Annotated in this window: 18 protein-coding genes and 1 pseudogene; 9 read left to right on the top strand and 10 right to left on the bottom strand. The window is 38.4% G+C overall.

The window, feature by feature from the left end; all coding sequences use genetic code 11:
• Positions 1-287: 287 nt before the first annotated feature.
• Positions 288-1,220 carry a LysR substrate-binding domain-containing protein gene (locus ESZ36_RS18745; protein WP_146790682.1) on the bottom strand — a complete coding sequence of 311 codons (933 nt, stop codon included), beginning with the start codon at positions 1,218-1,220 and terminating at the stop codon, positions 288-290.
• Between the two features lie 368 nt (positions 1,221-1,588).
• Between ESZ36_RS18745 and ESZ36_RS18740 the strand changes: the two genes are divergently transcribed.
• From ESZ36_RS18740 to ESZ36_RS18725, 3 genes are all read left to right on the top strand, one after another.
• Complete coding sequence (locus ESZ36_RS18740) at positions 1,589-3,097, top strand: dipeptidase (protein ID WP_146790680.1); 1,509 nt, start codon at positions 1,589-1,591, stop codon at positions 3,095-3,097.
• 794 nt (positions 3,098-3,891) lie between these two features.
• Positions 3,892-4,125 carry a hypothetical protein gene (locus ESZ36_RS18730; RefSeq protein ID WP_146790678.1) on the top strand — a complete coding sequence of 78 codons (234 nt, stop codon included), beginning with the start codon at positions 3,892-3,894 and terminating at the stop codon, positions 4,123-4,125.
• Positions 4,126-4,868: 743 nt separating this feature from the next.
• Positions 4,869-6,062, top strand: coding sequence for an aminopeptidase (locus tag ESZ36_RS18725; RefSeq protein WP_170235882.1), 1,194 nt, complete (start codon positions 4,869-4,871; stop codon positions 6,060-6,062).
• A gap of 308 nt (positions 6,063-6,370) precedes the next feature.
• On the opposite strand, the gene ESZ36_RS18720 is transcribed toward ESZ36_RS18725, so the two are convergent.
• Both ESZ36_RS18720 and ESZ36_RS18715 read right to left on the bottom strand, forming a co-directional pair.
• Positions 6,371-7,495, bottom strand: a complete 1,125-nt coding sequence (locus ESZ36_RS18720) for an alkene reductase (RefSeq protein WP_146790674.1) — start codon at positions 7,493-7,495, stop codon at positions 6,371-6,373.
• 150 nt (positions 7,496-7,645) lie between these two features.
• Entirely contained in the window at positions 7,646-8,476 is an 831-nt protein-coding gene (locus ESZ36_RS18715; RefSeq protein ID WP_146790673.1) for a CmcJ/NvfI family oxidoreductase, read from the bottom strand.
• Between the two features lie 106 nt (positions 8,477-8,582).
• Between ESZ36_RS18715 and ESZ36_RS18710 the strand changes: the two genes are divergently transcribed.
• Entirely contained in the window at positions 8,583-9,476 is an 894-nt protein-coding gene (locus tag ESZ36_RS18710) for a LysR family transcriptional regulator (RefSeq protein ID WP_146790709.1), read from the top strand.
• 183 nt (positions 9,477-9,659) lie between these two features.
• On the opposite strand, the gene ESZ36_RS18705 is transcribed toward ESZ36_RS18710, so the two are convergent.
• The 3 genes from ESZ36_RS18705 to ESZ36_RS18695 form a co-directional block, all read right to left on the bottom strand.
• A complete protein-coding gene (locus ESZ36_RS18705) occupies positions 9,660-10,754 on the bottom strand; it encodes an NADH:flavin oxidoreductase/NADH oxidase (RefSeq protein ID WP_146790670.1) in 1,095 nt (364 codons plus the stop codon).
• A gap of 407 nt (positions 10,755-11,161) precedes the next feature.
• Complete coding sequence (locus ESZ36_RS18700) at positions 11,162-12,331, bottom strand: iron-containing alcohol dehydrogenase (protein WP_146790668.1); 1,170 nt, start codon at positions 12,329-12,331, stop codon at positions 11,162-11,164.
• Positions 12,332-12,402: 71 nt separating this feature from the next.
• Complete coding sequence (locus ESZ36_RS18695) at positions 12,403-13,089, bottom strand: type 1 glutamine amidotransferase domain-containing protein (protein WP_146790666.1); 687 nt, start codon at positions 13,087-13,089, stop codon at positions 12,403-12,405.
• Between the two features lie 296 nt (positions 13,090-13,385).
• Between ESZ36_RS18695 and ESZ36_RS22985 the strand changes: the two are divergent.
• Positions 13,386-13,740 (top strand): annotated as a pseudogene (locus tag ESZ36_RS22985) (type 2 periplasmic-binding domain-containing protein); the annotation flags it as partial.
• A 16-nt stretch (positions 13,741-13,756) separates the two neighbouring features.
• On the opposite strand, the gene ESZ36_RS18685 reads toward ESZ36_RS22985, so the two are convergent.
• The 4 genes from ESZ36_RS18685 to ESZ36_RS18670 all read right to left on the bottom strand — a co-directional run bounded on the left by ESZ36_RS18685 (position 13,757) and on the right by ESZ36_RS18670 (position 18,697).
• A complete protein-coding gene (locus ESZ36_RS18685; protein WP_146790707.1) occupies positions 13,757-14,872 on the bottom strand; it encodes a lipocalin-like domain-containing protein in 1,116 nt (371 codons plus the stop codon).
• Between the two features lie 13 nt (positions 14,873-14,885).
• Positions 14,886-17,312, bottom strand: a complete 2,427-nt coding sequence (locus ESZ36_RS18680; RefSeq protein WP_146790664.1) for an ABC transporter permease — start codon at positions 17,310-17,312, stop codon at positions 14,886-14,888.
• Positions 17,296-17,949 (bottom strand): ABC transporter ATP-binding protein, encoded by a 654-nt coding sequence (locus ESZ36_RS18675; protein ID WP_146790662.1) that lies wholly within the window; start codon positions 17,947-17,949, stop codon positions 17,296-17,298. The genes ESZ36_RS18680 and ESZ36_RS18675 overlap by 17 nt, the downstream gene beginning before the upstream one ends.
• Before the next feature lie 238 nt (positions 17,950-18,187).
• The gene (locus ESZ36_RS18670; protein ID WP_146790660.1) at positions 18,188-18,697 is read right to left on the bottom strand and encodes a peptide-methionine (S)-S-oxide reductase; all 510 of its coding nucleotides are present in this window, start codon (positions 18,695-18,697) and stop codon (positions 18,188-18,190) included.
• Positions 18,698-19,052: 355 nt separating this feature from the next.
• Between ESZ36_RS18670 and ESZ36_RS18665 the strand changes: the two genes are divergently transcribed.
• From ESZ36_RS18665 to ESZ36_RS18650, 4 genes are all read left to right on the top strand, one after another.
• Positions 19,053-20,948, top strand: coding sequence for a TonB-dependent receptor plug domain-containing protein (locus tag ESZ36_RS18665; protein ID WP_146790659.1), 1,896 nt, complete (start codon positions 19,053-19,055; stop codon positions 20,946-20,948).
• Positions 20,949-21,021: 73 nt separating this feature from the next.
• Positions 21,022-21,882: an EamA family transporter gene (locus ESZ36_RS18660; RefSeq protein WP_146790705.1), complete on the top strand. Its 861-nt coding sequence runs from the start codon at positions 21,022-21,024 to the stop codon at positions 21,880-21,882.
• Positions 21,883-22,279: 397 nt separating this feature from the next.
• Positions 22,280-26,212, top strand: a complete 3,933-nt coding sequence (locus tag ESZ36_RS18655; protein ID WP_146790657.1) for an ExeM/NucH family extracellular endonuclease — start codon at positions 22,280-22,282, stop codon at positions 26,210-26,212.
• Between the two features lie 30 nt (positions 26,213-26,242).
• A complete protein-coding gene (locus ESZ36_RS18650) occupies positions 26,243-26,842 on the top strand; it encodes a PEP-CTERM sorting domain-containing protein (RefSeq protein WP_146790655.1) in 600 nt (199 codons plus the stop codon).
• Positions 26,843-26,863 lie beyond the last annotated feature (21 nt).

The following is a 26,863-nucleotide window of genomic DNA, read 5'->3' as shown; positions in this document are numbered from 1 at the left end:
GCCAACAAGGTGAAAGGTTGATTTCCCAATATCAATTCCAAGAATGTTAATAGTAGACATGATGATTCTCCTCATTTAATAATCTCCCTAAGTGTAGCTTAGGGGAGGCGGACCATCTTATTAGCGCTTTAGATATAATACTCTAATTCACCTTGATTCTTTAAAAGGTGAATGTCCGCAATGGTGGCATTTGCGACTATTAGGATGAGGGATAATCAGAGTTGATACGTCTATGTCTCCTGCAAGCTCATAGCTGCCGTACATATTCGATTCTTGAACGTTAACTATCAGCCTAAATCGGTCGTTATCTTTTGTTCATCTAGCTGAGTCTCTTCCTTAAGCCAAGCGGTAAATACATCCAGACGTAATTTTTTCGCCGAATTAGGATCAAAAACAAAGTATCGTTTAAAGGATATAGGGTGTTTAATATTAAAAGGTATAACCAATTGCCCGGTATTAACGTATTGAGAAAATAGCGCTTGCGATGCTAAGGTAAAACCATGACCACTCAATACCGCACTTAACGCCATATCTCCAGTACTCACTTCAGTCCATTTTTTATGACCTCGATAGTTCTTAACGCCAGCCTCCTTAAACCAAGTAGGCCAGTCAATGCGACCTTGATTTTCTAAACTCACCAACCAACAATTTAGAATATCTTTTGGCTCTTTAAATTTATACTCCTCTACTAGTTGTGGAGAGCAAGCGGGATAAACATGATCTTCGGCAATAAATTCATAAGCCATACCATCACTTGTATCGGTTTCGTTAGCCGTTATAAAACGTATAGCTAAGTCTATATGACCTTGGCGAAGGTCTTCAATACTGTTGGAAGAAACAATTTTCACTTTGATTTCAGGGTATTTAATTGAAAACTTATACAACCTAGGCATAAGCCATAAGGAGGTAAAAGCTTGAGTGGAAGTGATCGTTAAGGTACCAGCCACCTCTTCAGTTTGAATACTATTAAAACCTTTTAACAGTGCATCAAACGCTGTTTGAGTCGCAATATATAGCTTCACACCACTTTCGGTTAATTCCATCTTTCTACCGTTACGCGTAAATAAGCGACTCCCCATAGCCGCTTCTAACTGCCTCATTTGCTGGCTGACGGCCGCTTGTGTGACAAACAGTTCTTTTGCTGCTTTACTGTAACTTTGATGTCGGGCTGCACTTTCAAAACTTCGTAAATTATTCAACTGCTTTAATCTTTTATCCACCTTTACTCTCCTTTATTCCATAAAACTATAAAAAGAAAACATTCTACATAAGCTGTGCTTATTGGTAGGTTAAATTTTTATTGTTGGTTCATTAGTGTTTATCTAGTCACAATACCCTTAAGCAACATAAAGAGGTAATTAAAATGAACACACAAACAACCGAAAATACCAATAAATATATGACGAAAGTACTTAAATCAAAAAACTGCTGTGAAAATATAGCTAACTCTTTAAGTACTTTCAATCGAATACTTTTTAACACTTCAAATAAGCTAGGGTTATCGAAAGCGATTTATCAAAAATAATAGTAATATCAGATCACATAAATTGTTTTTCTAAAAAATAAGAAAAAATATAGGACATTACTCATGAAAAAAACTAAATACCTAACGTCTCTATTAATCTCTTGTGCCTTGCTAATACCTTTAACAGTCTTAGCTGGTGTTAGTAACGTTGCTACAAAAGCTGCACAATATGCAGAATCAACATATCAAAAAGAAATGCTAGAAAGCCTACGTCAATTAATGACGTTTAATACCATAGCAGTAGAGGGTTTAACCTCTCCAGATAATCCTGAACATCAAAAATTTAAAGTTGAGCTTTCCAAACAAGCAAAAGACTTAGGGTTTGACTACACCGATTATGGTTATGTGGTGGTTATTGGCTTAGGTGATAACAAGCAACGTGTCGGTATGATCACACATGGAGATATCCAACCTTTTAATCCAAGTAAATGGGCACAATCCCCTTTAACGCTAGATCAAACCTCTGAGCCAGGAAAACTTATCGGTAGAGGTACTGAAGATGATAAAGGACCAATAAGTAATGCCCTTTATGCGATGAAATCAATTAAAGATTTAAAAATAAAACTAAAGAAGCGTATCGAATTGTATGTTTATATGGCCGAGGAGTCTGATTGGGAACCATTGCGTCAACATATCAAACTGCACTCTCTGCCACAACTCAACATCACCCTTGATTCCGAATACCCTGTAGTAACGGCAGAAAAAGGTTATGGCACCATAAGCATGACTTTTCCTAAAACAAACTACACATCGAGTAAATCGTATGTCAGTGAATTTACCGGTGGCTTTTTTGGTAGTCAAATTCCAGAAGATGCTCATGCAAGCATTGAGAATGCGAATGAAAAATTACTAAGTAAAATAAAGCAAAGAGCTAATTCTCACGTTGGTATGAGTTATAGCTACCAATGGCAAGGTGAACGCCTAAACATTAGCGCACTGGGTAAATCAGCTCACTCTTCTAAACCTGAATATGGTGTGAATGCTATTACTCACTTAGCAGATTTATTAGCGGTAAATCATTGGCCAAACAATGATAGCGGCGCTTTGGTTAATTTTATAAATGATCATCTTGGCTTAGGTTTATATGGTAACAAGTTTGGTGATATCGCCTATAGCGATGATTTTATGGGCCCAATGTCGGTACAAGCTACCGTACTTAAAGCAACAGCCACAGGTATGCAGCTAAATATCAATATTCGTCGACCGAGCGGTAAAACCACCCAGCAACTAAAAGATGAAATAAACTCAACGTTAGTTCAATGGCAACAACAAAACCAAATAAAACTAGTAGAAGTAAATAATGAAATTAATGAACCTTTTGTGCAAAAAAATGCGCCGCAAATAGGCACATTACTTGACGTATTCTCATTTTATACAAACATAGTTGATGCAAAATCAATCTCTATTGGTGGAGGTACTAATTCGAGACTTTTCCCTAATGCAGTCAGTTTTGGCCCTTCAATGCCAGGAACTCAATACACAGGGCATTCAGAGCATGAATTTATTACCATGAAACAGTTTGTATTAAACCTGAAAATGTACACAGCGGTACTGATTGAGTTAGCAAAGTGAACCCCCTTCGACTGAAGAATACGAGTTTTCTCGGAATTGATAGTTAGAATAACAGCACGTAAAGCAAGCTATCCTTGTTATTTTAATACTTAATTTATTCTGGTGACATAAATTATTAGATGAAGTCTCATCCAATCGAAAGAAGAGTCTATTCATTTAGCTTACGATGCGGTTAATTTGAATCTTGACGGCATAGAAGATGTTATCAGAAAAGATGGCGTCGATGTCCATGATGATTGGTGGACTCACACGAAAGAAGGTTATTAAAAATTTGTGATCAAAATATCAAAGATAATTTCGAACATGAACCTTGGAGTTGTCATAAAACACCTCCAAGTTCGATTAAAAGAAAACGTTAAATTCAATCTGAACTAATTAAAAACAAATTAATTATGTTAACTAAAATATCTACAGCAATTGCACTCGTCGTTTTGCGGTAGTAATAACGGCTTGTGCAAACAACGACTTTCACAGCTTATGTCAGCTATGCTTGAAGATAGCGGACATAAGAGTGAGGTAAGCTCTTACAACAAAAAGTTAACGCATCCGGTTCAAGTCAATATTTTTTTGGGGTAAGGATTTAATTCTTCCTATACTCTCCTATACTTTTACATGCACACAATTTAATAATGTGAGATGTTCAAATGACTAAAGAAAAAACAACTACATGTTCGTGTGATGGTGGCTCTATTGAATGCCCTGGTGATTCCTGCGGTTGTCACTGCAATTCGGAGCGATGCATCTTTACTTGTGGCGACACCTTAAATACGGGTTTCTCATCTAATGTAACTCTAATGGTCACAAAACGTGATGACACTAAGCCTGATCGTAATAAAGATAAATTAAAAATACGTTCAAATGGACTACCTCTTGGTCAAGTTGCACTAATGCTTAATAAGGACTATGTCGGAGAGGTGCTTGTACCTATAGGTCGTATAGATGAAATTACAACACTCGAAATAAAAGGTTCACTCGAAGAAATTTGTTACAGACTAGGTTTTACTCTACAGCCCAAAACTAAAGCTTGACCTAGTCACTTCAATTCATACACGCGGACTACTTAAAGTGGCGTCATTTTCGCAATACGACGTCGGTTAGCCAGTGATGCTAAGCGTTAATACCGTCTATTCCAAATTAATATCTAAGTCGGTTAGGGGGCGAAACAGCCTTAGATGTAATGCTCAATTTATTTTTAAAAAGGCCAATGACCGCTTTGGTGACGAAATAGACACTTTATTATGATAAGTCAGTGTCTAAACTAGGTCTTCTTAGTGAGCTAAGGCGACATAAAAAATAGAATATGCCAGAAAATTTACTACTCGTTTGTGGGGTTGGTTTAAGCTCATTGCTGCCAGTGGTGTATCATCTTTAAACGCCGAATTTTGCAACAAAGTCGTCATGCCTAGAAACGTATCTTGATTAAAATCTACCGTCCACTATGGCAACTTAGCCGTCATGAACAGCATTCAAACTAATTGCTGCTATATGGAGTAAAGCTGTCATATATGATCAAATATTGGATATTAACTCATGGCACAAAGAACTAAAAATTTATAAATATTTGACCCGTACTATGACTGTTTGACTAAATAACAAAGACTTTTAGATAAACCATACTACTGCTACTTTTATAAGCCACGATACATAAAGTCAATCATCTTTTGCTATTCTATTTTTCAGAATTGAATAATGTAAAATTTTATACTATACCTCATTTGCCCCAGTAGTAATGTTGTTTGGGTGAACCTAATTATTTTAAATGGAGAATAAAATGAAAGTAAAATTTTTCACCTCACTCCTCTGTGTGCTGGCTATTACCTTTATTTCATCCGCATTTGCAGAGACCAAACCTAACTATGATTCAATTGCCGATAAAATGGTCAATCATTCTTTGAGGGTGCAACCGGGAGAAAATATCATCATTTCAGGTACGCCAGCTGAACTTGAATTGTTAGCAGCTTTATCGGTGGCAACATCAAAAGCAGGGGGGAAGCCCATAATTCAACTGAATATGCCTCAAGCCAATAAACGTTCAATAATGGAAACACCTCTCAAATATTTAGAAATGCCATCAACCTATGACATTGCACAAATGCAACACGTAGACGGTTTTATCAATGTTGGTTCAATTCAAGACCCATCTCTTTTTAGTGATGTTCCAGAAGAAAAACTCGCGGCAATAAGACAGTCATCAAAGCCTTTCAATGAAGCATTTAAATCCGCCAATTTTAGGAGTGTATCTTTAGGGCAAACGGGTGGTATTCCGACTAAAGAGTATGCACAATTTCGCAACGCAAATTATTCAGCAATGTTGTCTAACTTTTGGAATGCTGTAGATACTGACTATGAGGATCTTGACTCTTCAGCTAGAAAGCTAATCAAGTTAATGAAATCGAATACCAAAGTAAAATTAACCTCCAAAAACGGCACAGATCTTAAATTTGAATTAGCCAATAATGTAGATCCTAGAATCAATGCAGGGGCTACAGATGCAACTAGCGCATTATCTGGCCCTGCACAAGTTTGGCTTCCTGCCGGTGAAGTTTATGCTTGTACCAATCCCACAAGCGCTACAGGAACACTTGTTGTACCCAGCATGCCATTTCGTGGAGTTACCATTGAAAACCTAAAAATGAAATTTGAAAAGGGGCGCTTGGTAAGTTTTAGCGCAAATAAAAATGAAAAGCTGTTAAAAGATTATTTCGCTTTGTCTAACGGTGATTATGGCGTGTTAGCGTTAATTGACATTGGTTTAAACCCGAACAGTCAACCAATGAAAAAATCTTATTATTATTCTTGGGAAATGGCTGGTGTTGTTAGCCTATCGATGGGTAACAATAACTGGGCAGGTTGTGCTGTAGAGTCTGATGCAGGGCTTTCTTTTAATTTATCAGGAACAACACTAACATTTGACAACGAAATAGTTGTTAACAAGGGTAGACTGAATAATGCTGTCGGTGATTAATTTTATATTAACAACAAACCGTATTAACAACATTACAAAAGCTCTTTTCTGTATTGAAGAGAGCTTTCATCTATATAACTACTAACATCACTTCGCTTTCTAACTATTATTCGTTTAGATGAAAGTATCATATGTTTTCAAAAAGAAGATAATCCATATAAATGTAAAATAACTTTTTCTGACCAGTTACCATAAAAAAATGGGTTTTTAAAAAGTGTATGTACTACCCAGCAGGTCAGTAAACTTGGCGCTAATAATCGTCAAAAGCAACTAAAAAGATTAAATGCCGTCCATGGCTAATTATTTCTCTATTTTATGTATACTGGATAATCTGTATAGCCTTTGTTGCCTCCGCCATACATACTCGTTGGGTCTACCTCATTTAATGGCCAGTCATGTTTAATTCGTTCAGGTAAATCAGGATTAGCAATAAATGGTCGTCCAAAACCAAAAATATCACCATTACCTTCAGTCAATATTCGAAGTGCTTTCTCTGGGGTATATTTACCTGCATACATAATTAAGCCATCAAAGGTTTTTCTGACGTCTTTATAAAAGTCTTCAGGTAAATCTGGGGCATTATCCCAATCAGCTTCAGCAAGTGATAAATAAGCAATGCCTATGTCATTTAAAATTTTAATCGCTTCGATATAAGTTAGATGAGGGTTACTTTCAACTAAGCCTAAATACACTCTAACTTCATCTGTACTTTCAAATAATGGCGCAAATCTTACACCGACCTTATCTGGCCCCATAACACTCGCAACAGCTTCAGTTATTTCTTTTAGAAAACGTAAACGATTTACTAAATTACCACCGTACTTATCGGTTCTATTATTACTATGTTCAGAGATAAACTGATTAACAAGGTAGCCATTAGCACAATGTAATTCAACACCATCAAAACCTGCTTCTTTGGCATTAATTGCCGCTTGTTTATACATTTGTACAAGCTGTTCAACCTCTGTGGTAGATAATGCTCTTGGATCACTTGGGTCTGCCAAAGCGCCTTCTTCTGGGGCGGTTTCAATAAAAACCTTAACCGTATCTGCCTTTAATGCCGATGGGCCAACAGGAGCTTGCTGATCCGGTTGTAATGAAGTGTGAGAAACTCGTCCTACATGCCACAATTGGCAGAAAATAATACTACCTGCATCATGTACCGCTTTTGTCACATTTTTCCAGCCAGCTACTTGTTCTGGGCTATGAATTCCCGGTGTCCATGCGTAACCTTGTCCTCTTGGCTCAATTTGAGTCCCTTCTGTCACCATAAAACCAGCACCCGAACGTTGTGAATAGTACTCTGTCATCAATTGATTAGGAATATTACCTGGCTGATCACTTCTTGAACGTGTAAGTGGTGGCAGAACAATACGATTCTTTAAGGTGTATGGGCCTAATAATGTTTCATTAAATAGTGGAGAAAATTTCATTTTATTGATTTCCGTAAATATGATTAAAAATTAAAATAAATCAAATGGTGATTTATTTAGGTAGATCAAACTGTTTTATTTTGGTTATAACTAATTCTTCATACCATCAGAAGAGCATAGGCACTTCATCTGAAATATTTTTCATTGAAATTAGTCGAATAGCACAATACTTCTTACTTCAATACTTATCCGTGCTAGTGATTTTTCATGACTCATAGGCAATGAAAATGCACTATGAGGAGCCCTTGAAATCACGTTATTTATGTCGCTATCAAAGACTTTAAAATTAAGCTGTTCTTGCGATGTCATTCGAGGATAAAAATACCAACGATTATTTTCGTTATAAGTAAACGCCTCTATTTCTCCGATACGGTCAGGGTAAGCCACTTGTAGTTTTTGGGATTGTTCCGGTTGAAATGTTCTAATATCCCCAAGTGCTAAAGGACTATCGAGTACTTCATCAACTAAAGGGATCCAAGTATTTATAAATTGAAATTTTTTATAATTATGCGGATTAAGACCATTTTTTTTCAGCTCGATACTAAGACGGTTTTCTGCCGAACTAACAACGTAATCGTTATGTACCGTATGAATTGGAGAGCGCTTTTCTTTACGCGTTAAATTATCTTCAACCGAGCGAATCGTATGATCAAAAACAAGGCCTTGGCTGGCATTTGTTTCATTCAAGAGATGTTTTATGATTTGTGGATACAATTCAGTTTGAACAACGTTATCGTCAAAATAGTTTGAAACAACATAGCCATTTTTAGCTAAGCCAAAGCCGTCACTATTAAGTGATGGGGTTTGACTCAGTAAACGAGCATTCATTATTTCAACGAGCCGAGTATCAACATGTTCCGTTAGCTTAGTTGCACTTTTCACTGTGGTTGATAAATCAAAAGCGGTGCTAGTATTTGACTTTATATAATTAATTTCAGCTTTGATTGATGACTGTGTTTGCTTTGGTCTATCCAATAACATAATGGCTCCTATCTGCGAAATACTGTAACGAATGACTTTGATGGGAGGTATGCTAAACTCTATTCAATACAAACAAAAACAATATAAACTTGTTAAGGATACAATTATTAGTGGTATCAATAGGCTTGATATAAAACAACTGCGTGTTCTTCAGTTGTTACTACAGGAAAGAAATTTGTCTAAAGTGGCAAATGTAATGGGTTTAACTCAACAAGCGATTAGTGAACAACTGAAAAAACTAAGAAATACCTTTGACGATGAAATGTTTATCAGAACCAGTAATGGCGTGATCCCAACCCATGCTGCGGAAAAAATGGAGCATAAAGTCAATCATATACTTTCAAAAATTGACAATTTAATCGTGGGTGAGAGATTTAATCCCGCTGAACTTTCCGGGGTTTTACAGATAAGTGCTTCGGATTATGCCTTAGTCACTATTTTGCCAATGTTACTGAAACAAGTGAATAAACAAGCGCCGAACTTGAAAGTAATCATTAGAGATTTCGAGTCTGATAATTTAAATCAGCTAATGGTGACGGGCGAGCTTGATCTAGTTTTTACCTTCCCTGAGTTTATTCCAGAAAATTACCCCTATATGCGTTTATTTGAAGATCACCATGTTTGTGTGACGGGTAAAAACTCAATATATCGTGATAAGAAATACAGTCTGAAAGAAATAGCGCAGCTGCCGCAAATCGTTATTTCACCCTCTAGACCCAACCTAAAGGGATCACATGATTCCTGGTTTGCAAAACAAGATCTGAAAAGGAATATTGTAATGTCTCTGCCAAGCTTTTCCTCAGCATCGAGCATAATAGAGGTTACAAATACTATTGCTTTCCTGCCAGCTAGATTATTACCAGACGACAGGTTGATTGCCATTGAAATGGAAGAAAGCCCACCTAGCTTTGATGTTATTGTTGCTTGGCATAAACGTTCAGAGAATAATCCATTACATAGGTGGTTGTTGGATATCCTTGATGGTGATTTTTGTTCGTAGCACAAATTAAGACGATAATTAAGCGTAGCGCTTCATTGCCCATGTAACCATTGTCGGCAAGCATATCATGACAAGTGCAGATCTTGATGAAGCGGTAAAGTTTGCTTTACCGAGTCGCTATCAAGTGAGTTATTGGGGTAAAAATAATCTCGAAAGTTCAACAGATCCTAGTATAAATTAAAATTATTTTATCGGTGAAGGTGTCCCATGAGGAGACGAGCGTAAATACTGAGGAGGCGCAGTAACTTGTTCTCCCAACTCAGCTGCTGCATGCCAAACCCAATGAGGACTGTACAAAATAGCTCTGGCTAGGGCAACGGCATCAGCCTGATCAGAAGCAATAATATTCTCTGCCTCTTGAGCGTCAGTGATAAGTCCTACCGCAATAACCGGAATTTCCACAACCTGTTTAATGGCCGTTGCGAAAGGTACTTGGAATCCTGGCGCGACAGGTATCTCTTGTAATGGACTTAAACCAGCAGTACTAACATGAATAAACTGACATCCTCTTGCCTGCAGTACCGTTGCCAGAGTCCGACTTTCATCCAAGTCCCAACCATCTGCAACCCAATCAGTAGCAGAAATGCGTACCCCTAATGTAATTTGATCGGATACGGCCGCTTTTACCCCGTCAACAATCTCGAGCAGCAAGCGCATGCGGTTTTCAAGACTGCCCCCGTACTGATCACTGCGCTGGTTAGCTATTGGCGATAAAAACTGGTGCAATAAATAACCATGAGCCGCATGCAATTCAATGGCGTCGATACCCAGACGCTCAGCCCGTTTGGCGGATTCGATGAAATCGTTAACAATGCCGTCAATCTCTTCAAGTGTCGCGGCGTCTGGGATAGGTCCATCGTTATCAAATGGCAAGGCTGAAGGGGCGATAGTTACCCAGCCATTGATTTGCTCTGGCTCAATAACCTGACCACCATCCCATGGCTTTTGAGTAGAGGCTTTACGTCCAGCATGAGCCAGTTGAATTCCGATAGGCATGGATGAATACTTGCGTACCGCTGACAACGACTTAGCTAAGGCTCGTTCTGTTCTGTCATCCCATAAACCGAGATCACCATAGCTAATACGGCCTCGCGGATTAACCGCTGTGGCTTCCAAAATGAGCATGCCTGCTCCAGACAAAGCCATTCTTCCCAAGTGAATGGTATGCCAATCGGTTGCTGCTCCATCTTCTGCTGAATACTGGCACATAGGCGCAATAATAACGCGATTTGTTAGGACTAACTTGCCCAGTTTTAGGGGGGAAAATAGGTTACTCATAAAATATACTCATTAACATTTAAATGTGTTAAAAATCAGGCTTTAAAACAGCCAATTTGATACGAAACCTCACGTTTCACTAATTCGTTTTAATGACTTGTGCGCATTGCAGAAATTAATACTGAAATCGTTATCTGCCGACTAAACTTATGAAGAGGGCATATGTTTTAGCAACACTAGGGTCTGTTTATCTTTAGCGACTTACAAGGTTAAAGTTTTCAGCTGTTGGTACGCCAAAAGGTCTTGACGTCAAAATCTTTTGAAGATTTAAATCTGCTGTTTGAGTCATGTTCATTCCTATCAAAAAAGAGTTAATGTTGAAGGGGAGTCTAAATAACTGCTATGCAGGGCGATTAATAAAAGTCGGCGTGATAACTTTTAGCACGCCATTTTTACTTCTCTTATGATTACAATGCTAGCGTTAATATCTCGCGGCTTATTTCTAAGGTTATATCACCTTGTTCGCCAAGTGCCGTCAGACCATTTTGCTGTAATCGTTCAATCAATAAATCGATATCTTTGCTATCAAGATCTACGTCAGATAAGCGTGTTGGTACCTGCATTTTTTCGAAAAACTCTTCAGTTAAACGAATAGCTTGATCAATACGCGCGTCGTCATCTCCTTCGGTAATCTGCCATACACGTGTTGCATATTGTAGTAATTTTTCACGTTTTTGCTCTTTACGTACTTTCATTACCGCAGGCAATACAATAGATAAAGTACGTGCGTGATCAATACCAAAAGCACCGGTAAGTTCATGACCTATCATGTGAGTTGACCAGTCTTGTGGTACACCTGCGCCAATAAGACCATTTAATGCCATTGTAGCCGACCACATTATATTGGATCTAACGTCTAAGTTTTCTTTAGTCGCAGGCAATAACGCTTTTGGTCCTTCTTCAATTAAGGTTTGCAATAACCCTTCACTGAAGCGGTCTTGAACCTTGCCATTAACACTGTAAGTTAAGTACTGTTCAATAGTATGAATAAAGGCATCAACTACGCCATTACTTATTTGACGGTCCGATAATGACAAGGTCACACTAGGGTCTAACACGGCAAATAATGGACGAACCAAAGGACTTTTAAAAGGTCGTTTATTACCATATCGTGTTACCACTGCGTTGCCATTACTTTCAGAGCCTGTTGCAGGCAAAGTTAATACAGCGCCAATAGGCAGTGCTTTTGTGAACGTTTTCTGTTTAGCAAGAATATCCCATGGATCATTTTCTTCACCGTTACCCTCATACAAGGCAGCAGCAGCAATAAATTTAGCGCCATCAATAACAGAGCCACCACCAACGGCAAGTAAGTAATCAATACTTTCTGCTTTGATGATATCTTGAGCTTTCATCAACGTATCATAAGTTGGGTTTGGCTCGATACCCGAAAACTCAAACCAAGTATGTTTACCAAGGGCATCAATCACTTGTTGATATACGCCATTGCTTTTAATTGAGCCGCCGCCATAAACCACCAATACTCGTGCGTTTAGTGGGATTTCTTTTGAAATAGCTTCAATTTGTCCTACCCCAAAATGAATATGTGTTGGGTTTTGAAAATTAAAATTTAACATCTGTATTCCTATATTTTTATCTGACAAGTGAGCCAAACGCTTTACTAAACGGATTAACTAAGCTGGTTAACTTAAGCTGAAAGGTGAGTTAGTAATTTCTCAGCGGTTAATGCTGAACTTGCTGGGTTTTGACCCGTAATAATAAGACCGTCTTGTACTGCAAATGCATGCCAATCTTCTGCTTTTTGATATTCGCCGCCACGTTTAATTAGTTCGTCTTCAAGTAAAAAAGGTACAACTTCTGTTAATTGCACTGCTTCTTCTTCGCTATTAGTAAAACCTGTTACGGCTTTGCCTTTAATAGCAAAATCGCCAGAAGCTTGTTTTACATTTAATAAGGCTGCGCTGGCATGACAAACTGTCGCAACGGCTTTACCTGCGTTAAGAAAACTTTCAATCAAAGTGATTGAGTCAGTGTTATCAGTAAGATCCCATAATGGACCATGACCACCTGGATAGAACACACCATGAAAATTACTTTCGTTAAGCGAAGATAATTTTACTGTAGTTGCAATTTTAGCTTGAGCAGCATTATCGGCGTCATAACGTTCTGTAGCAGCAGTTTGGAAATCAACAAGTGTGCTTGTTGGGTCAATAGGTGCTTGTCCGCCTTTTGGTGTTGCCAATGTGACTTCAACACCTGCATCGATAAATGCATAATAAGGGGCCGCAAATTCTTCAACCCAAAAACCAGTTTTTTGGCCTGTGTTACCAAGCTCATCGTGTGAAGTAAGTACCATCAATATTTTTTTAGTCATTATCATTCATCCATTAATCTGTATAAGTAAGTGAGTCTATGTGTGTGTTCATTTTCAATAAAGCTAGTATATGCCCAGAAATCTAGATGAACAATGCAGATAAAATTGACAACATTGTATTAATAATTGATACAATAAATACTTGGACGACTTAAAAGTATGGTTGTTATTGCTCAAGTCATTGAACAAGGCAGCTTGAGCGTCGGAGCGAAATATTTAGGTCTATCGCGAGTGGTAGTCAGTTATCATTTGAAATAGCTTGAAGCACAACACGAGGTAAATATTGGCTCGTAAACTGTGGTGCTCCTGAGTATTTTCTTCAATATGGAAGCCCAAAGAGTCCAGCAGATTTATGTAATCATCAATGGGTAATTTATAAATTAACGTCAGGTGTAGTAACCCTAGCTAAAGGCAGTCGTTCAATTAGCGTTAGCACCAAAGGAAATATTAGTACCAACAATGCAGCTGTAAGTACCACGCTTGTTGAAGAGGGGCATGATTTAGGTCGTTTCCTACTTATGACGTTTGGCCAAAAATAAGGCAGGCACCTTAGAAACAGTACTTAATGATTACACGTTTAGCGATATCAATGTTTATGGGGTATTTCCTCCCGGCACGGCTTACTCTAATAAGACCCAGCCGAGAGAGTAGTTGAAATAACTGGTAATTAGTATCCAGTTATCTCCGCATAACCTTTACCATTAAAGCCTCCTGTTGCTTTAACTCGGCCTTCCCAATAGGGAATAGTTAATTTATTGCGCGAATCTTTGGTGATACTTTCAATCATAATGGATGGGGTATTAGGTAATTCAACTTGCCACTTACTCGGGTAGTCGCGGTTATCTATTGTCACTGTTTCAACGACAGACAGTTTAATGTTTTCTTTTGAAATATCCGTTGATTCACCATTAGGCGATATGCGAGTACCGCGGCAATAATCATAAGGGTTTCCGTTACTGTCTCTGCTGCTTTGTCCGCCATTTTGTTCTGCTCTTTGTTCGGCGCTTCGAATGCAAAACAGCATTAGCCCTTTTTGTTCTGATTTTTCTGACTTTTCTGACTCGGAGTCTACTAGGCTAAACCAGTCCCAACCAAGTTGATTCTTGTCGAGTAAACTGGCAGACCATTCTCTGTCGTACCACGCATTACCTGTCACTTTATAGGTTTTGCCATCAAAAGTGAGACTGCCTTTTGCCTTTAAAAATGGATAACTAAAGTAATAAGACGCATGGCCACTTTGTGTTTTTTGGCTGTAACCCTTGTCGCCATGAAATGTTATTGGGCTGTCGCTTAGTGTTAATGCTATTTCGTAATTTTCATGTGCTGCTGTTAGCTTCAGTGGTAAAAAGTCTTCATTGATACTGCTCAATTGCCAATTATCAATGGCGGCAGCAAACGGTGAGCTAGTTACTTTGGCTTGGCCCGCTCGTGAAAAACGTTCAAACGCAACATGCGCTTGTTGGTGCTGCATTGCAAAGTGGGCAAAATATAGGTTGTTATCCCACCATTTTGATTCAACTTTACTTGGCATTAAGGTGCGAAATAGTGTCCATTGAACACCGAAGGTTTCACCGGTGTCACTTTGCAAGTTAGCCGTTAAGTACCACCATTCAATGCCTTGATCTGCATGAATACCATGATCCTTGGGGAAGACTAATGGTGTGCCCCTTGTTACTGGCTCACCACTGGTCAGTTTCAATGCAGACGATGCTTGTTTTTGCTCCACAGGCTGACAAGCAGATAGCAATAAAACAAAGCACACAATTAACCTTTTAATTCTCATTTTAATCACGAGATCATAGCTCCTTGGCTTCTAAACTAGTTAATTTTCGTATCGGTAAATAAGCACATAAAACGGATACAGCAACCAGCGTTAAACACATTATGAGTAAACTGGTTAAATCTAAACTAAAGTGAATGGTCCAGCCAAACGCAATCGGCATGACAAACTTTAATAAGGCAAAGCCAAGTGCAAAGCCCAGCGGAATGGCAAATAAGGCGGTAAATAACACGATACCTCCGGTTTGTAGCAACTTCATGGTTAATAATTGCTGCTGTGTTACCCCTAAGTTGCGTAATATGGTTAATTGCTTTAATTGATTAACACTTAAACTTAATAGACTGGTACAAAGACTTAATAAGGCAATGGCGAGAATAAAACCATTGAGCGCTTTGGTCACTACAAAGGTATCGTCAAATAAGGCATTGGCTATTTGTTTAAAGCGTTTGTTGGGCAAAATTAATGTACTGTCTTGTTTGAACTCGTTAACTAAACGCTCAGTAAACACAGCAAGGGTAGTACTACTTTTTAGGCGAATTGAATAACCCACATATTCTGTATTTAGTACTGCTACTTTTTGTCGTTTTTCTAAGGTGAGTAGTGACATACTTGGGTTACCATAATCATAAAAGAAGCCCGTTATACGGCAATTAAAGTGTGTTGAGTTTTGCGTAAACACCGCGACATCACCTAATGAAAATCCAAATTTAATGCTACTTTGTTCATTAGCCAAACAACCTTTATCCGTGAAGTTTTTATCACTGATAGCTAAACCTGAGGTAAGTGAGATTTGCTGATAATGTTCAAAGCTTTCACCAAAGCTTGAAAGCTTTGCTGGCACATTATTTACTTTGCCCTCACTTTTCATATAGATGCTTATTTGTTCAACTTCAGGCAAATTACTGAGTGTTTTCCTAAAATTTTGATCAATCTTATCTGAGCGCAAATAAATATCTGCACTCAGTTGTTTTTCAAGGTGTGCATTTAACGTAGTACTAAAGCTTTTCACCATAATTTGCATGCCTATGGCACTACCAAGAGCGACTAAAATGGCAATAATGGCAATATGTAAGTCTTTTATGTGGAATCGCGTATCGGCATGTAACCACTGGGTTAGGGGATTAGTTAGTGGAAAAGGTAATGCCACCAAACCCGATAGCGCTTTAGGCACCAGTAAAATAAACAAGACCAACAAGGTAAAGCACAGCAGTAACGCTTGGTATTCACTAGTCGCGTAATTAAGTAACCAAATTAACCCCACCAATGTACTCGCCAATATGCCGTAAAACATAAATTGACCTTTATTGGCAACTTGTTTGGCTTGTGTTAACAATATTACCGCTAGCGCAGATATGTTAAGTGAAAAACCCAATAAAACATTTGACCATTGCCAATGAATAACCAGCGCTTTATCAAGTTGATACAAACCTACCAAGGTGCGATTTACATCAAGTACGAGCCCATTAGCAATGAAGTAGCCGCCTAATGTCCCTATAAGCGCGGTACAAATACTGACAATAACGAGTTCAATAGTAAGGCTAAGTTGAATACTTCGCTTGGTGCAGCCCAACAATTGCATTTGTTTTAACAGTTTTTTTCGTGCGGTTAGGGTAAGTTTTATCGCGTTAAAGCTAAGAAATGCCGCAACAATATAGCCAAGCATGGCAAGTGCGGTAAGATTAAAAAAGAACGCTTGTGACAATACATCAAACGATTGTTGCTGTGCATCAACTAGCTGTGCTTGCCCCGCAATCAACTGTTTTAGTTGAACCAATTGCTGCTCAGTAACATGTGACAATTCAATAAAGCTAAGTTGTCCTTTAGCATTTAGTAAATAATCAGCATGGGCAATGTCAGTAATTGCCCAAAGTCCAATACCTTGCGTTAAACTAATGTCTGGTTGATGTTGGCCATTTTGCAGGACAAATTGTGCTTGGCTGCCCATTGTTTTATATATTCGATCAGCAAATTGTGAGTCTACTAACAAGGTAGACAGGGAAAAACGGGAGGGCGTTTCATTGTCATTTTTATCATGTTGTTGGTCTTGCGCATTATTTCGCTGAAAATGATTCAACCATAACAAGGTGTCTACGCCTTGTATGGCTAGCGATTTGCCTTCATTGGTTTTTAATCTACCGCGTAAAACAGGTTGCGCATTTATAAAACCATGTTGCCGTAAATTTATCCATAAATCACCATCAATAGTCTGTTTTCCCGTGAGTGGTTTAATTAAATGCGTGATGGGATTATTGATTAATGCGGATGAATGTTGGTAGCGTGTTTTTGCTTCTTGATTAAGCCCAGAAATTGCAGTTAATAGTGCGCTACCTAAACTAAACCCTAAAATAAATAATGCCATCAACCAAGGATGTCGTCGATAAAACGCTATATGAGTCGTTAAAATCAGTTTAATTTCATTGGTCGAATTACTCAAAGTGGCCATCTCTTAGCACTTTAACTTGATCAAAATAATCTGTTAATTGATGACTATGAGTCACCATCACTAAGTTGATTTGTCGTTCACTGCATAACTCGGTAAGTAGTTTAACCACTTGGTGTGAACGCTTTTGATCTAAGTTGCCTGTCGGCTCATCGGCAAAAATGATCTGAGGTTTATTCAGTAAGGCTCTGGCGATACCGACTCTTTGTTGTTCACCACCAGACAGTTGATGAGGTAACGCATTAAGCTTGTTTTGTAGCCCTAATTCTTCGACAAGAGGAGCAAACTCACTAGCCGCTTGCCCTGGAAAGTTTAACTTGTACTGAAATAAGATATTTTGCTTTACGGTTAGGCAATCTAGTAATTGGTAATGCTGAAATATTAACCCTATTTTACGGCGATAAAGCGCGAGTTCTCGCTCATTAAGTGATGAAAGCTCTTGGTTATTAACACTGACTGAACCACTATCTGCTTGCAGCAGGCCGGCTAGAATATGTAAAAAGGTGGTTTTACCTGAGCCACTATCACCAAGCAATGCAAGATGCTGTGCTGCGGGTACAAACAAATTAAGCTTATTTAAAATGTTTTGTTTGTTATCGCCATCATTACGGATAAAACACAAATCTTTTACTTCAATCACGGTAACTCCTTGTTAGCCTATGGCATTTTAGCGTAAAAATGACCGTTATGTCATTAAGGTTGATGCAGATAGCACTGGATATCGTTCAGCTGTTATCGTTGGTAAAGGAAATAAAGAACAGGGTGCGATAACCGACTTTAAACACGTGTTCAATACTGTGCTAATGCGGTGATAGTATCGCTATGTGAGAAGCAGCCTGAAAGGGAGTAAGAATAGGGCACATTAGTCCCTTTATACACTACTTGTATTTATGTAATATTTTCTTAGGAATATGACAATAATCATTGGGGAAGCGAGTTAATCTTTCTTGGTGTTCCTCATCGCTTTTCACATAGTTTAGCAATGGCAATATTTCCACGACAACTCTATCAGCATCCTCACGGCGCGTAATATACTCAATAGCCGTTTGGAGGTGGTTGTTTTGTTCACTGTATATTCCCGTTCGGTATTTCTTACCAACATCTTCACCTTGTTTATTGATGCTGTATGGATCAATTATTTCGAAAAAGTAACCTATAAGCTCAATAACATTAACCGCATCTGGATAGAAGATAACTTTTACGCATTCAGCATAACCATCATAACTACTAATGGTTGTATCGGTTAAGCCATTAGCTCGACCTGCTTGTGTTGCAACAACGCCAGGTAGGTGCTTAATAAATTCCTGTACTCCCCAAAGGCAGCCCCCAGCAAAATAAATAATTTCTTGTTCGTTGTGATCATTCTTATTATGTTGTTGTGTTTTCATAGTTGGTCTTAACAAAAAAGGAATTAAGTTTTACGAGTTATATTCGTGATTATTGTAATAATGAATAAACCGTAATAGCTCTGTTTAATATGTGTTCAGTAGTAAACCATTATCCATTGAGAATTGTTATCATGTGTAATATTTTACCCGCTAAGATATAATGTTGATTAACGTAACGATTACTGCCTATCATACGATATATTCGTGTAGTTGTTCTAATATGTTAAGCCCACTCTATAGCACAAAGATGCGGAGAGACTCTTTCTTCTAGCTGGTCATACGCCAGACTGAGTGGAAAAGTGAAAAACAATCGTTTTTACAAATAGATAAAACAGTGTAAATAGAGAACATAAACATGATTCGAGTTGTACAAGTTGCTTTGCCCGCTTTGTTAGTTAGCCTATCTACCTTTTCATCGGCATCCGACGATACTCACGCAATAACTGATGAAGTAAGCACTAAAATAAGTGAAGAAGTCAGTAGTGATATTGAGAAAATTACAGTTGAGGGCTCAACCACGGCGAATACTAAGCCTGTGGGAACCTTTGGTTCGCCAGTTTCTAATCTAGAATATGATCCACGCGTTGACCTTCAGTCACGCAACATGGCAGAAGCTCAAGCCGATGTAACGATTCGTGGTGGTATTTTCGAGAATACTGGTTTTAGGGTAGGCAGTGCGACGTTACTTGATCCACAAACTGGACATTACTTTGCGGAAATTCCTATTGCTCAGGAAATGTTGAGTAACGCTAATGTACTGACTGGTGCAGATAATGCGCTGCTCGGTGTTAATAGCTCGGTAGGTACCGTTTCTCGGAATTGGACACCAATAAAAACGGCAGGTAGTGCTTCAATTGGCGCAGGTAATAACAACTTTAATTTACAGCGAGTACACAGCGGTGTAAGTATGGCACTGGGTGATTCTATCGATTGGACGCTTGGTTTAGAAGGTGAATTCTCTCGCTCTGAAAGTGATGGAACAATTGAAAATGGTGATCATGATTTTCAACGAGCCTCTGGTCGTATTCAGTTAGTTGGACCATCATCACAGACCGATCTGTTTTTTGGTTCTCAAGACAAATTCTTTGGCTGGCCAAATATGTACACGCCATTTAATGTCAATGAAACTGAAGATCTTGAAACACAACTATTGATACTTAATCATAAACAGGAATATGCGCAAGACAGCACATTTGAAATTTCCACTTACTATCGTAATAACAAAGACCATTATGTATTTTCACGTGAGAACCCTGATGTATTTGAAGCTTTTCACGAAACTGATGTTAAATCGATAGCCTTATCTGGTCGCCATGCGCAAACAGCATCATTTGCACTGAATTATTCAACACAGTTTATAGCAGACAGTATTAAATCAACCACGCTAGAAAATAATTTTACCTCTCGTCATTATTACAAGCTCAGTGTATTACCTGAATACCGAATGGGTCTACAAAATGATCAAGAGTTAACTTTCCGTCTCGGCGCGGCTTTTGACGATACTAATCGTGACGATTCGCAAGTATCACTGATTGGTGATATTACGTGGGATACCGTAAATGCTGACGATACTTCTCAAACGATTTATCTTTCTTATGCAGAAGCCAGTCAAGTCGCAGGTTATACGGCTATAGGTGGAAGTGATACTGGTGGATTGTTTAGAAGTAATTATAATCTTGAGCGAGAAATAACTAAAAATATAGAACTAGGTTTGGCACTAGATCGTGAAACTTGGCGCCTTGATTCTGCTATTTTTTATCGACAAGATAATGATTTAACCGATTGGACTTATAGTTTGAGTTCAACTTCGGCTCGTTCAGCAAATCCGGTTGATATAGATACCTTAGGTTTAGAACTACTTGCGGTAAAGCGTTTCGACAACGCAGAAATAATCACTAGTTATACCTTCCTTGAAAAATCGGAAAATTATGGGGCTGCGGATATAGATGCTAGCTTTTATGCATTGAACTTCCCCGATCATCGGGTAACTTTAGGTGTTATTTGGCATCCTAGCGACATCGTAGAAGTTCGTGTTGATAATGAGTGGCGCAAACAAGAAGAAAATATACTACGAAACGGTGATGACGATGCTTTATTCACCCACCTTTCATTAACGATTTCTCCTACGCAGATTAAAGGTCTGGATATTGTGCTTGCAGCAGACAATCTTTGGGATGAATCTTTTGAAGAGATACCTGGTACACCGGGTCGTGGAGAGCAATACACTATCAGTGCTACTTACAACTGGTAAAACTGTATAAGCATTTGCATCGGCCCTAGCTTTTTGGTTGGGGTCAATTGACACTAATTATTCGAGATTTTTGATGATTTATCTAGTGATCCCTACGCTGATTTGGGCTTTTTCCTTTGGTCTTATTGGCAACGCACTTAAAGGTCTTAACCCGCTTCAAATAGCAGATACTCGCCTGTTACTTGCGCTAATTGCCTTTCTCCCTTTTATAAAACTAGGTAATACCAACGGGAAGGAAAAATGGCAGCTCATACTGCTTGGTGCACTTCAATACGGTGTAATGTACACCTGTTATCTTTCCGCTTTTCGCTATCTACCATCACACCTTGTTGCGCTATTTAGCGTACTTACGCCACTTTATATCGTTATTATTAACGATCTTAGACAACGTAGTTTTACCCCTTGGTATTTAGTAGCCACTATACTGTCTGTTTTTGGTGCCGCAATTATCAAAATGGGAAATATAGATTCAAACGAAATTTGGCTAGGGTTTGGCCTTATGCAAGTAGCTAATCTGGCCTTTGCTTTTGGGCAAGTTTATTATCGCGATTGGAAAAAAAGTCGAACACATATTAACGACAGCTCTATCTTTGGCTTTTTATACCTAGGTGCAGCCATTTTTACTACCATTGCGACGCTATTAATTTCTCAGCAACCACCCATTCCATTGAACGCAACACCAACACAGTGGTTCGTTTTAGTTTATATGGGCTTTATTGCTTCAGGACTGTGTTTTTTCTTTTGGAATAAAGGCGGAACTCAAACAAGTGTCGGTGTATTAGCAACGTTTAATAATGCGGTTGTGCCCCTGGCTATGTTTGCTTCCTTGTTTATTTTTGGTGAAGCTAAAGGGGGAACACCAGAAGAAATGCTCAGACTTGCCATCGGATCCCTGTTGATAGTGTCTGCGCTGTTAATTGCAAAACGAAAATAATTGGCTAATCTCAGTTCACTTATGTTCATGTAGTATCACGCTTACAACTAATAATTAACTAGAGCTATTCTAGTTAATTGCCATGCTGGCTCCAGTATGGCTTAACCAATCGCTCCTTTCTCATTTAATACCATCCACTTATCGACTTAAACATTATTAATTCGACCTGTACAAAATAAAATCAACCTCAAACCCTTACTCTAACTGACCAGATAGAGTGTTTTCATAAATATGTCTATTTAATATGCACTTATTAGTTGACTATTTGGTCAATAATAACAACAATCTTACCGTTAAATAACAAAACTGTAACATTAATCGTTCAGAATCAAGTTGAAGTTTTAACCAATAGAAGTACTTTTTTAACGTAAATTCATTGAAAATTTGGAGAAATTAAATGAAAACTCGTAAGGTAGTGCCAAGTCTGTTTTTTGGCAAAAATAAATTAAAATTAAACTCGATTGCACTTTGTGTTGCTACAAGCTTTGTTAGTTACAGCGCTTTAAGTGTCGATACGCTGTGGTCTGAAGATTTTTCTAACCCAGCATTAAACAATAAAGGGGCGATTTTTGAAACAATCAATATGGACGGTGTTACTCGTTGGTCTATTGATGTTACTAATGCGCAATTAACAGCGAACAGTGATTGGTTTAAAGTTACCAATAACAAGATTGAAGCAAGAGATGTCGATGGTCAGGTAGATTGGTTGTCAGAGATAATTGATATTCAGGGTAAAAATAACCTTAATATGTCTGTGCTAGCAGAAGAAAGTGGCACTCTTGAATCAGCCGACTATTTTGATCTTTCCTATTCAATAGATGGTGCGCCTTTTGTTAAGGTAGAAAACTGGGAAGGTAAAGGCAGCAGTAGTCACACCTTGATTGATGACTTTACCTCTGCCGCCATAACACAAAGCATTGCAGAAGGAAGTACGCTGCAAATAAAAGCTTCTATGGCAAACAACTCAGGCTCTGAATACATTCGCTTGGATAACGTACTCGTTACTTCTGGTATTGAAGATGGAGGAGGCGATAGTGGTCAAGGCCCAATCATTGATGCTTGTTTTAATTGCCCGGATTTAAGTCCAATAGAAAATGCTGAAGAGTTTGATGATACTAATTATTACGCTGCTGTGTTTAATGCCATTGATTCGGTACAAAGTACCGAGGTTATTCGAACTAACATCAATGAAGTCATTTCAGCAAATCATAAGCAGTTAACCTATTCAGAAGCATGGACAGCATTAACCGTCACCGATGAAGATCCGCTGAACCCTGATAATGTTATCTTATTTTATCGTGGTATTTCCAAGGCAAAAAACTCAAACGGTAGCGGTTCACAATCAAGTAATCCTGATAACTGGAACCGTGAACATGTTTGGGCAAAAAGCCATGGCTTTCCAAGCTCTAGTGCCATGGCATATTCAGATATTCATCACTTAAGACCTACTGATATATCCGTTAACTCTTCAAGAGGTAACTTAGATTTTGATAATAGTGATGCCCCTTTACCAGAATCTCCCGAAAATCGGGTAGACGGAAATTCATTTGAACCAAGAGATGCGGTAAAAGGTGATGTTGCCCGCATCGTCTTATATATGGATACCCGTTATGCCGGTTTAGATTCTGTAACACCAGACCTACAAGTTGTTGATAGCTTAACCTCGGGCGGAGAAGCCAAATTAGGTAAGTTATGTACCTTGTTAACCTGGAGTGAAGACGATCCTGTCGATGACTTTGAAGTTAATCGAAATAATAAAATTTATGAGTTTCAAGGAAACCGTAACCCATTTATTGATCACCCTGAATGGATTGCCACGCTTTATAGCGCATCATGTTCAGATGTTGATCCGGTTGACCCTGTTGACCCGACAGATCCTCCTGCACCGGGAGCCGATTTATTTTTCTCTGAATATGTTGAAGGTTCAAGCTTTAATAAAGCAATAGAGATTTATAACCCAACAGACAGTGCGATTTCATTGGAGAATTATCAATTCAAGCTTTATTCAAACGGCAGTCTAACAGCTACTGGCACCTATACATTAACGGGTGAAATACTCGCCAATGATGTGGTGGTACTTGGCTCTAGTCAAATTGCAGATGACAGTTTATTAGTTCCATTTATCGACCATTTTGTAAGTGCTGTTAATTTCAATGGTGATGACTATGTAGAGCTAGTTCATGGCGATAAAATTATCGATAATATTGGCACTTATGGTGTGAGAGAAAATTGGGGTAAAGATACTTCATTAGTACGCTTATCTTCAATAACATCAGGGGATATCGACCGCACAGATGAATTCATTAAAGTAGATCAATGGCAGTCAAATCCTAAAGATACCTTTGAAAATTTGGGCTCACATCTAGTTGATACTTCTCCGACAGATCCTGGAACAGGTGAAGATCCTGTCATCGGAATGTGTAGTGATGAGGCTGATAAAATCAATTTCATTCAAGGTAGTAACAATGATTCAACCGTTATCGGGGAAGTTAAAGTTATTGAAGGTTCTGTCACTTCAGCCGTGCCAAGCTTAAAAGGCTATTTTGTACAAGAAGAAGCTGACGATACTGATGCTGACTTGATGACCTCTGAAGCGATATTTGTTTACTTTAATAACATTGCTAATTTTCCTAGTGTGGGCAATAAAGTAAGAATACTGGGCACCATTAAAGAGAGTTATGGCCGTACGCAATTAACGGCAACAACAGACTTTATAGATTGTGGTGTTGGTGAACCAATTGAGCCTACAATGGTTTCTTTACCGGTTTCAAGTATCGATTATTGGGAAACTATCGAAGGTATGTCAGTTAGTTTTAATGAGTCTTTGAAAGTTAGTGATACTTATAATCTAGCTCGTTATGGTCAGCTAACACTCTCGAATGGGCGCTTAATATTACCTACGAATATTTATAACGCAGGTAGTCAACAAGCGGTTGATTTAGAAGATAAAAATAGCCGAAATAGAATCACATTAGATGATATAAACAACACGCAAAACCCTGATAATGTTCCATTTCCAGCACCTGGTCTGAGTCATGACAATACTTTACGCTTAGGTGATTCTGTTACGGGTTTATACGGTGTCATTGATTATAGTTTCAATGCATATCGTGTTTTACCAACAACAACGCCACAATTTACTGCAACTAACGCACGAACGTCACATCCTGATATTAATGAAAGTGGTTCCTTAAAAGTAGCAAGTTTTAACGTTTTAAATTACTTCAATGGAGACGGTGCTGGTCAAGGTTTCCCTACTGCGCGCGGTGCAGATACGCTTGAAGAGTTTACCCGTCAAAGTAGTAAAATTGTGTCTGCGCTTAAAGAAATCAATGCAGATATTGTTGGTCTGATGGAGTTAGAAAACGATGGTTTTGACAGTAATTCAGCGATTGCAGATCTTGTTGCACAGCTAAATAGTCAAGTAGGAGAAGGAACGTACAATTTCGTTAGCCTTGACCAAGCAGGTGTTGGTGGCGATGCAATTGCAGTAGGCATTATTTATAAACCCGCTACCGTCGCAATAGTAGGTAACGCCGTTACGACTAATCAAAGTCCTTTTGATTTTGGCAACCGTCAACCACTGGTACAAACCTTCAAAGAAATAGCAACTAATGAAGAGCTAACCATTGCGGTTAATCACTTTAAGTCGAAAGGAAGTTGTGGCAGTGCCTCAGGCAATAATCTTGATCAAGGAGACGGTCAAGGATGTTGGAATGAACTGAGAACACAAGCAGCTAGTGCATTAACCACTTGGTTAAGCACAAATCCTACAGGCTCATCTGATGATGATTTCTTAATTATTGGTGACTTGAATGCATATGGTAAAGAAGATCCCATTAATGCCATTACTCACAATGACTATCATAACTTAGTCGCTAAATTTATGGGCAGTGCTGGATATTCATATAGTTTTGGTGGTGAAATTGGTTACTTAGACCATGCACTTGCCAGTGATAATTTAGCGAGCCAAGTTGTTGATGCAACCGTCTGGCATATTAATGCTGATGAACCGCGGATATTTGACTACAACACTGAATATAAAACATCAGAACAACTTTTATCTTACTTCGCTGAAGATGCCTATCGTGCATCAGATCATGATCCCATCATTATTTCACTGAATTTACAAAGTGAGGTTGAACTTATAGGTGATTTTGATGGCGATGCAGACATAGATCGCAATGATGTGACTCAATTCTCGATGATGGTTCGCCGTGGTGAAACAGGTGATATTCGACATGACTTTAATAGCGATAGTGTCGTTAACAGTCTTGATGTCAGGGCATTGATGTCTTTATGTACCCGTTCACGTTGTGCAACAGAATAATTCATTCAATAAATATAAAAGGAAATATCCATGAAAAAAATAATAATGTTATTAACAATGCTTTTAGTGTCATTCAATAGTCAGGCAACATTACTTTCTGTTGAATTTAATCAAGACAGTTATCAAGTTGGTGACGTATTAACTGCAGATTTTATCATCAGTGATATTGAAGAAGATGGCTTGGGTTTCCAAAAGTTATTAGCTAGTTTCGATTTTACGCTGTCGTGGGACAATTCAATAATCGATTATGTCTCTAGCAGTTTTGGTAATAAACTCAATGTAGGTGTTGCTGGTAGCGATCAAACTGTTTTTGATATTATGACTGAAAGTGTCACCTTATCTGAAATCAGTTATGCTTGGTGGGATGAAATTTTACCAGTGCAAGATGGATTGAGCCAATTTGTTTTAGCGAGTGTTAATTTTAACGTTACTGGCGCTGGAACAAGTATTTTAGGTTTAACTAATGTTATCTTTGGTGATGACTTTGGAGCATCTTTCACCGACGTTAGCAGCAATAACATATCTTTTATCGTTAATTCATCAGTTCCTGTTGATGTACCAGAGCCAATGACAATGGTGTTAATGTTAGTCGCATTAACGGTATTGGCTCGTCAAAGAAAACTAAATTAAAGAGGATTAAAGTAGATTTTG

The organism is Colwellia demingiae, assembly GCF_007954275.1.
GTDB lineage: Bacteria > Pseudomonadota > Gammaproteobacteria > Enterobacterales > Alteromonadaceae > Colwellia > Colwellia demingiae.
The sequence above is the reverse complement of the archived record's forward strand: the minus strand, read 5'-3'. Positions and strand labels throughout refer to the sequence as shown.

Bases quoted from the DNA above. Each gene is read 5' to 3' on its own strand.
- ESZ36_RS18655 (WP_146790657.1), top strand. From the start codon at position 22,280: ATGAAAACTCGTAAGGTAGTGCCAAGTCTGTTTTTTGGCAAAAATAAA.
- ESZ36_RS18695 (WP_146790666.1), bottom strand. From the start codon at position 13,089: ATGACTAAAAAAATATTGATGGTACTTACTTCACACGATGAGCTTGGT.
- ESZ36_RS18715 (WP_146790673.1), bottom strand. From the start codon at position 8,476: ATGTTATTGGATAGACCAAAGCAAACACAGTCATCAATCAAAGCTGAA.
- ESZ36_RS18680 (WP_146790664.1), bottom strand. From the start codon at position 17,312: ATGGCCACTTTGAGTAATTCGACCAATGAAATTAAACTGATTTTAACG.
- ESZ36_RS18730 (WP_146790678.1), top strand. From the start codon at position 3,892: ATGGTCACAAAACGTGATGACACTAAGCCTGATCGTAATAAAGATAAA.
- ESZ36_RS18740 (WP_146790680.1), top strand. From the start codon at position 1,589: ATGAAAAAAACTAAATACCTAACGTCTCTATTAATCTCTTGTGCCTTG.
- ESZ36_RS18685 (WP_146790707.1), bottom strand. From the start codon at position 14,872: ATGAGAATTAAAAGGTTAATTGTGTGCTTTGTTTTATTGCTATCTGCT.
- ESZ36_RS18650 (WP_146790655.1), top strand. From the start codon at position 26,243: ATGAAAAAAATAATAATGTTATTAACAATGCTTTTAGTGTCATTCAAT.
- ESZ36_RS18720 (WP_146790674.1), bottom strand. From the start codon at position 7,495: ATGAAATTTTCTCCACTATTTAATGAAACATTATTAGGCCCATACACC.
- ESZ36_RS18700 (WP_146790668.1), bottom strand. From the start codon at position 12,331: ATGTTAAATTTTAATTTTCAAAACCCAACACATATTCATTTTGGGGTA.
- ESZ36_RS18725 (WP_170235882.1), top strand. From the start codon at position 4,869: ATGAAAGTAAAATTTTTCACCTCACTCCTCTGTGTGCTGGCTATTACC.
- ESZ36_RS18665 (WP_146790659.1), top strand. From the start codon at position 19,053: ATGATTCGAGTTGTACAAGTTGCTTTGCCCGCTTTGTTAGTTAGCCTA.
- ESZ36_RS18670 (WP_146790660.1), bottom strand. From the start codon at position 18,697: ATGAAAACACAACAACATAATAAGAATGATCACAACGAACAAGAAATT.
- ESZ36_RS18705 (WP_146790670.1), bottom strand. From the start codon at position 10,754: ATGAGTAACCTATTTTCCCCCCTAAAACTGGGCAAGTTAGTCCTAACA.
- ESZ36_RS18660 (WP_146790705.1), top strand. From the start codon at position 21,022: ATGATTTATCTAGTGATCCCTACGCTGATTTGGGCTTTTTCCTTTGGT.